Annotated in this window: 9 protein-coding genes and 1 pseudogene; 8 read left to right on the top strand and 2 right to left on the bottom strand. The window is 63.6% G+C overall.

Translation table 11 applies throughout. The features are described from left to right. From BM419_RS31315 to BM419_RS31295, 6 genes and pseudogenes are all read left to right on the top strand, one after another. Positions 1–300: transposase (locus tag BM419_RS31315; RefSeq protein WP_139257193.1), on the top strand; the 300-nt coding region annotated here is incomplete at its 5' end. Between the two features lie 12 nt (positions 301–312). Beyond that, positions 313–537, top strand: a pseudogene (locus tag BM419_RS31310) (hypothetical protein); the annotation flags it as partial. A 414-nt stretch (positions 538–951) separates the two neighbouring features. Beyond that, the gene (locus BM419_RS31305) at positions 952–1827 is read left to right on the top strand and encodes an ImmA/IrrE family metallo-endopeptidase (RefSeq protein ID WP_244540942.1); all 876 of its coding nucleotides are present in this window, start codon (positions 952–954) and stop codon (positions 1825–1827) included. A 129-nt stretch (positions 1828–1956) separates the two neighbouring features. Continuing rightward, entirely contained in the window at positions 1957–2208 is a 252-nt protein-coding gene (locus tag BM419_RS31300) for a hypothetical protein (RefSeq protein ID WP_091928745.1), read from the top strand. Between the two features lie 253 nt (positions 2209–2461). Further along, positions 2462–2719, top strand: coding sequence for a hypothetical protein (locus BM419_RS32205; protein WP_053622063.1), 258 nt, complete (start codon positions 2462–2464; stop codon positions 2717–2719). Further along, on the top strand, positions 2716–2895 hold the full coding sequence (locus BM419_RS31295) for a hypothetical protein (RefSeq protein WP_091928744.1): 180 nt from the start codon (positions 2716–2718) through the stop codon (positions 2893–2895). The genes BM419_RS32205 and BM419_RS31295 overlap by 4 nt, the downstream gene beginning before the upstream one ends. A 125-nt stretch (positions 2896–3020) precedes the next feature. Here BM419_RS31295 and BM419_RS31290 read toward each other — a convergent pair whose 3' ends face one another. Further along, on the bottom strand, positions 3021–3926 hold the full coding sequence (locus BM419_RS31290) for a metal-dependent phosphohydrolase (RefSeq protein WP_244540069.1): 906 nt from the start codon (positions 3924–3926) through the stop codon (positions 3021–3023). A gap of 279 nt (positions 3927–4205) precedes the next feature. Between BM419_RS31290 and BM419_RS31285 the strand changes: the two genes are divergently transcribed. Further along, entirely contained in the window at positions 4206–4388 is a 183-nt protein-coding gene (locus BM419_RS31285; RefSeq protein ID WP_003600567.1) for a DUF3606 domain-containing protein, read from the top strand. 96 nt (positions 4389–4484) lie between these two features. After that, entirely contained in the window at positions 4485–5144 is a 660-nt protein-coding gene (locus BM419_RS31280) for a hypothetical protein (protein ID WP_244540068.1), read from the top strand. A gap of 59 nt (positions 5145–5203) precedes the next feature. On the opposite strand, the gene BM419_RS31275 is transcribed toward BM419_RS31280, so the two are convergent. Further along, positions 5204–5488 (bottom strand): integrase core domain-containing protein (locus BM419_RS31275; RefSeq protein ID WP_139257192.1); only part of this gene is annotated, 285 nt, incomplete at its 5' end.

The raw sequence follows: 5488 nt of genomic DNA, 5'->3' as shown, positions 1-5488 counted from the left end.
CTGCAGCCAGGCGACGTCGTCGTCATGGACAACCTGCCAGCCCACAAGGTCGCCGGCGTGCAGGACGCGATCGAGGCTGCAGGAGCGCGGCTGCTCTACCTTCCGTCCTACAGCCCTGATTTCAACCCGATTGAACAGGCCTTTGCGAAGCTGAAGGCTCTGCTACGCAGCGCGGCTGCGCGCACGATCCCGGATCTCTGGGCGGCGATCCGACAGGCCTTCACACGCTTCACTCCGCAGGAGTGCCGCAACTACCTCGCCGCAGCCGGCTACGAGGACGACTTGGCCGTCGCTACCTGACCGGGAACTGCTCTAGATCTGATCGATGAGTACAAGCTCCTCGTCCATCCTCGGATCGTTGGCCACGGCCCGACCCTTTACCAGGGTGGCCTTCCCAGCACACGGCGGCTTGCGTTGGTTTCGGCCAGGCCGCTCCAGAACGGCGCGGTTGCGATGCACTACCGGCGCGAAGCTTTAGCCAACGCAGCCCCCCTGCACCGCTCGGGAACCGAGGTGCCCGGATGCGCTGCCACCTAGCAGTCGAGCGACTACTTCGGCCTTCCACCCTGAGCCGATGTTGCGGCGTCGCCGACCAATGGCCGCTTTCAGGAAGTGCCGATGGCTGTCGGGATGGCTGGCACGGGTCGATAGGAGGCCGTCCGCATTTCTCGCGGACCTTCACGGAAGCGGACCGGCGGCTTTCGGCCAGACTCCGTCACGCCGGATCGCCAGAGTCCGCAGGACCAGACATTCGGCTTGGCGCCCATCCCGGCGATTCAGCTGACTGTGGCGACTTCCCGTAAGCGGACGTTGCAAGCTACGATCAGCCAATAGCGCTGCGCGGTGTGCTTCAGGCCGCATGCACGCGGTCTGAGTCGGATCGCGGGTGCGGGGCGGCCTGATGGATCGACTCCGGAACGGGAAGGGGCTGCGCGGATGTCGGTCAGCAGGGTGGACCTCGTGGACGCGGGCTCGCCGGAGGCGCTCGTCAAACGCATCCTACAGGCCGAGCCGAACCTTCCGGTGCCCGTGCCGATCCAAGAGCTGTGCGCACGACTCGGCATCCTCCGGATCGAGGACCTCGACACCGACGAGTTCGAGGGTGGCCTCGTTACCGACGCGAAGCGATCTGAAGGCACCATCCTCGCCAAGCGCGGGGGCGAACCGCGGCGCCGCTTCACGATCGCACATCAACTCGGCCACTTCCTGATGGTGCAGCACGTCCCGGATCAGCCCGGGCGGTTCCTGTGCAAGAGCTCTGACCTGCTCCGCGTCACAGCGAAGGAGGGCGATCAGCGGCAACGCAGGGAGGTCGAGGCCAACCGCTTCGCCGCCCTCATGCTGATGCCTCCGCACCTGCTGCGGGGAGCGATGGCGGCCTTTCGTGAGCCGGATCTGGAGCACGTTCTTGTGCTCACGCGCGACTTCGCGGTCGGCAAGGAGGCGGCGGCTCGGGCCTACGTACAATACCATCCCGAGCGGATCGCCATCGTCGTGGCGGGCAACGGCCGGGTGCAGCGGTGCTACCGGAGCCTCTCCTTTCCCGCCATCATCTGCGCGGTCGGCAGCCCGGTCCCGACAGGCTCGCTCTTTCACAGCAGCCCACATCGGCCGAACATCGTGAGCGACACCGCCGCGTGTAGTCCCGATCTCTGGATCGATGTGAAGCGCGACCTCCGCGCGCCGGACCTCTATGAGCAGGTGTACCGTCAGCAGAAAGGCTTTGCGATGATCCTGCTGCGTCTGGACGCTGTCCCGGAGGAGAGCGCTGAGGAGCGCAGGCTGAATGAGGGCTGGCGTCACCGCTTCCACTCGGGGCGACGGTAGGCAAGATCCGGCTCTGACGGAACAGCCCTGACGGCCCTAACCTACTGCTTCGTCAGAGCGGGCCGTACCGCCGTCTCGTCGCTGATCCGGCGCACTCCCGAGGTCGGTAGGGGAGCAATGAGGTCATGTATGGCGGGAACTGACGACAGCCTTCGGCCGCTCCTCAACCAGACCGCGGCAGAGGAAGCGTTCCTCGACCGTGTCGGCCTCACCGAGGACGCCGAGCTGAACGCGACGGGCAGCGCGCCTGCGACGTCTCCTGCCGTGTCGTTGATGATCACGAACCGTCAGCGGGCGGCGCTTCGTGAGCTTGGCTTTTCCGAAGAAGCCATTCGGCAGATGACGCCCGCCGAGGCGCATGGGAAGCTGGGATTGGCCTAGCCGCCGTACCCACAGCGCATATTAAGCGCTTCGAGGCGCCTGCCGACCTCATCCAAGAGCGGCATACGCTCAGCATCTGGCTCCTTCGCCGCCGATAACCGCCGACAGCCGAGTGCTCGTATATTGGGGATGGTGGCGCCAAAACCGGCGAAAAGGCAGGATCGACTCTGGATTTTGTTCCTGTTTTGTTCTAAATGGCTTCACGGATCGAGCCCCTGCTCAACCCCTCGGTTGCTCCGAGCTACCCCGTGTCATGGCCGATACCGAAATCCCGCCACTCAGTCCCGACGACGCCAAGCTGATCCGCAATGAGCGGGCGAAGCTGACGGCGATGTGGGTCAACGGGGTCGCAGTCGCCTCCGTGGCTGTCGGCGGCATCTCCCCGTCAGTGGCAATCTTCTCGGGCACCGCCAGCGCGCTTACAGCCAGCGCTCTCCTGGTTGGTTGGAGTCTCCTGGCAGGTATACTACATCTGGTGGCTAGACGCCTGCTCGGAGCCCTGCGCGCGTGAGCCTGACGCTCGCACAGATGGTTGTTCTTTTTCTCGGCCCGCTCGTCCTGGCGACGATGGTCGCCGTCGTCCTGTGGCTGACGCATGAGAGAGAATCCGACCGCCTCAAGCGCGCTGAAGCGGATCGCGCAATTTGGCTCAAATATCAAGACGAGCAGAAATTGCCCGGAGAGTAGTTTCTCTTCCTGTCTGTTGGTCCGCCAACGTATATAATTAATCATCCGATTTCGCAACACAGCGAGTTTTTCTTGGCGGTTGGTGTAGCTTTCTCGAGGAGTTGCGAGGATTGATCTTGCGTGGCTCAGCCCGGGTGCGGTCCCATCCGGCGGCGGTCATGCTCGATGGCGAACACATGACTGTAGAGGTTCGCCACCCAGCTCCTCCCCTCAACCGTGAGATCGAGAAAGCGGATCGCGTCCCCGATGACCGGTTCGATCTTGCCCCAGAAGAACGCCGGGTATCGCTCCGCGAGGTCCGCCGGGTTCGCATAGCCGAACTGGTCAGCCAGGCCGACCTCGGCGAACTCATGGAACAGCGCATTCAGTTTACGAGGGTATAGCGGATCGCCAAGTTGCCCGATCAGGTCAGCCGCACGCATCACGCCGGCTTCGGTCCCGGTTTCCCGGTGCTCGTCGTCCGCAGGCACGGGGAAACGGGTCAACTCGATGGCGCGGATCACCCGCTGCGCATCGACGACGTCATTCGTGCCGAAGCGCTCCTGCACTGCCAGCTTCGAGCGCTCGATGTGGTAAGGTGCCAGCGCTGCATCGGACGCGCCTCGTGGCAGACCGATGGTGATGCCCTGCGCGTCGATGACGAAGGCGTTCGCCCGGTCGCCTGAGCAGACATCACGCACGTAGCCGATGTCATGGTACAGGGCCGCCAGGATCATGAGCAGCCAATCCTCCGGCGTGATGCCCTTGTCGAGGAACGGGCCGCGCAGGATGTCCTGAGCGACGAGGGTGACGAGAGCGGTGTGGTCGCCGTCATGGTCGAGCGCATCGCTGCCGACGATCCGCTCGATGGTGAGACGTGCGGACGCCTCGATCACCTCGGCAAAACGCTCGCGACTGCCGAAGGTGCGCTGATAGGTTAAAGCGAGATGCTCGCCGAGCGCGTCGGCCAGCATCTTCGTCAAATCGAACATGACCGGTATCCCGCACATCGAGCAAACGCCGATTTTGGCTGTCGTGTCGGTCTGCATCATGACATCAAGTGAGCGGCAACCCATATCGGGAACTCGCCCTCTGAGCGTCGAGGCATCAAGCTCCGGGTAGGCTCGTATGATTCCACAGCCGCTGTAGCCGCGCTCGCTCTCTAGCTCAGCCGATATCATTAAGCGCCGTTTCGGCCGCCTCAACCGGAGGCCGAAGCACCAGTCAGGCTAGGCCGCCGTTGCGGTTCCTCGCATCCCTTTGCCCGCCTCACTGTCAGGTTGGTTTAGACCCTTCCCAGATCACGTGAAACCAAACCCATAGGATTTCCCATGGCCGGCCTTAAAGATAAACGTGGCTTCATCGACAAGGATCGACTTGATCTGTCGGAACGCAAGGCTGTCGAGTTTTGGATGAAGCGCTGGGGCGTCACGCAGGACCAGCTCACGGCGGCGCATCGGAAGGTCGGTCGAATGACAAAGGATATCGCCGCCGAGTTGGGCAAAAAGCGTTAGGGGGGCGCTCGCCACAACAGGGTAGCTCCTCAGGGGACGTTGTTGATGGATAGGCCACACCCTGATCGTGTTCGGACCAGCGCCCTGGATTTCTGGTTGGCCCGAAGCGCCGTCGCCTGCGTCGCCGCCCTCCAACTGCTCGTTGTGAACGACTTCTCGCTCGGGCCGCGCTGGCTTGCCCCGACGCTCGAACTCGCGCTGCTGGTGCCACTCTCGGCCGCCACGGCCTGGAACCAGGGCCGGGCGCGGCGCGCCACCACGGACGCACACTGGGCCGAGGTCCACCGCCACCATCGCCTGATCCGCAGGATGGCACTCTTCATGACTGCGCTGGTCACCGTGACCAACACCGCCGCCCTCGCAGCCCTGGTCCAAGCCCTCCTAAACGGCAAGGCAGCCGGCGGCCCGACCTTGCTGATCGATGCCCTCAACATCTGGGGCACTAATGTCGTGATCTTCGCCCTGTGGTTCTGGACGACAGATCGCGGTGGTGCAGCTTTGCGCGGCCATCCGAGTGCGCGGGATCCGGATTTTCTGTTCCCACAAATGACGCTTCCGCAGCAGGATGCGGCAGCCCCGTTCGTGCCGAGGTTTGTAGACTATCTGTTTCTGGCCTTCACCAACGCCACCGCCTTCTCACCCACTGACACGCTGCCGCTGACGCCGCGTGCGAAATTGCTGATGATGGCTGAGGCGTTGATCTCCCTGCTTACTGTGGCCCTTGTCGCCGCACGCGCCGTCAACATCCTCGCATAGTCAGGCCGCAGACCTCGATGGGTACTGATCGGCCCCCACGAGGTGGTCCAAGGTCAAAGTTAGTGCAGTGTCGGTCGCTGGACCACGGCGAGCTTGGCCGGTGCAGCCGGCCAAGCGGCTATAGCTGGCACGAACACCTCTGGCGCGGGCGGCCGGTAGCCCAATGCGCCATGCGGCCGAACCGTATTGTAGTGCCGTCGCCAGCCCTCGATCATGATCTGCGCCTCCTTGAGCGTGTAAAAAATCTCGCCATTCAGCAGCTCGTTGCGTATCTGTGCGTTGAAGCTCTCGACATATCCGTTCTCCCACGGCGAGCCAGGGCTGATGTAGGCCGTCCTTACGCC

The sequence above is a fragment of the Methylobacterium sp. yr668 genome (assembly GCF_900116245.1).
Taxonomy (GTDB): domain Bacteria; phylum Pseudomonadota; class Alphaproteobacteria; order Rhizobiales; family Beijerinckiaceae; genus Methylobacterium.
The sequence above is the reverse complement of the archived record's forward strand: the minus strand, read 5'-3'. Positions and strand labels throughout refer to the sequence as shown.

What these genes read in the sequence shown, in the direction of transcription:
- BM419_RS31285 (WP_003600567.1), top strand. Translation starts at nt 4,206, where the DNA reads ATGGCCGGCCTTAAAGATAAACGTGGCTTCATCGACAAGGATCGACTT.
- BM419_RS32205 (WP_053622063.1), top strand. Translation starts at nt 2,462, where the DNA reads ATGGCCGATACCGAAATCCCGCCACTCAGTCCCGACGACGCCAAGCTG.
- BM419_RS31300 (WP_091928745.1), top strand. Translation starts at nt 1,957, where the DNA reads ATGGCGGGAACTGACGACAGCCTTCGGCCGCTCCTCAACCAGACCGCG.
- BM419_RS31290 (WP_244540069.1), bottom strand. Translation starts at nt 3,926, where the DNA reads ATGATGCAGACCGACACGACAGCCAAAATCGGCGTTTGCTCGATGTGC.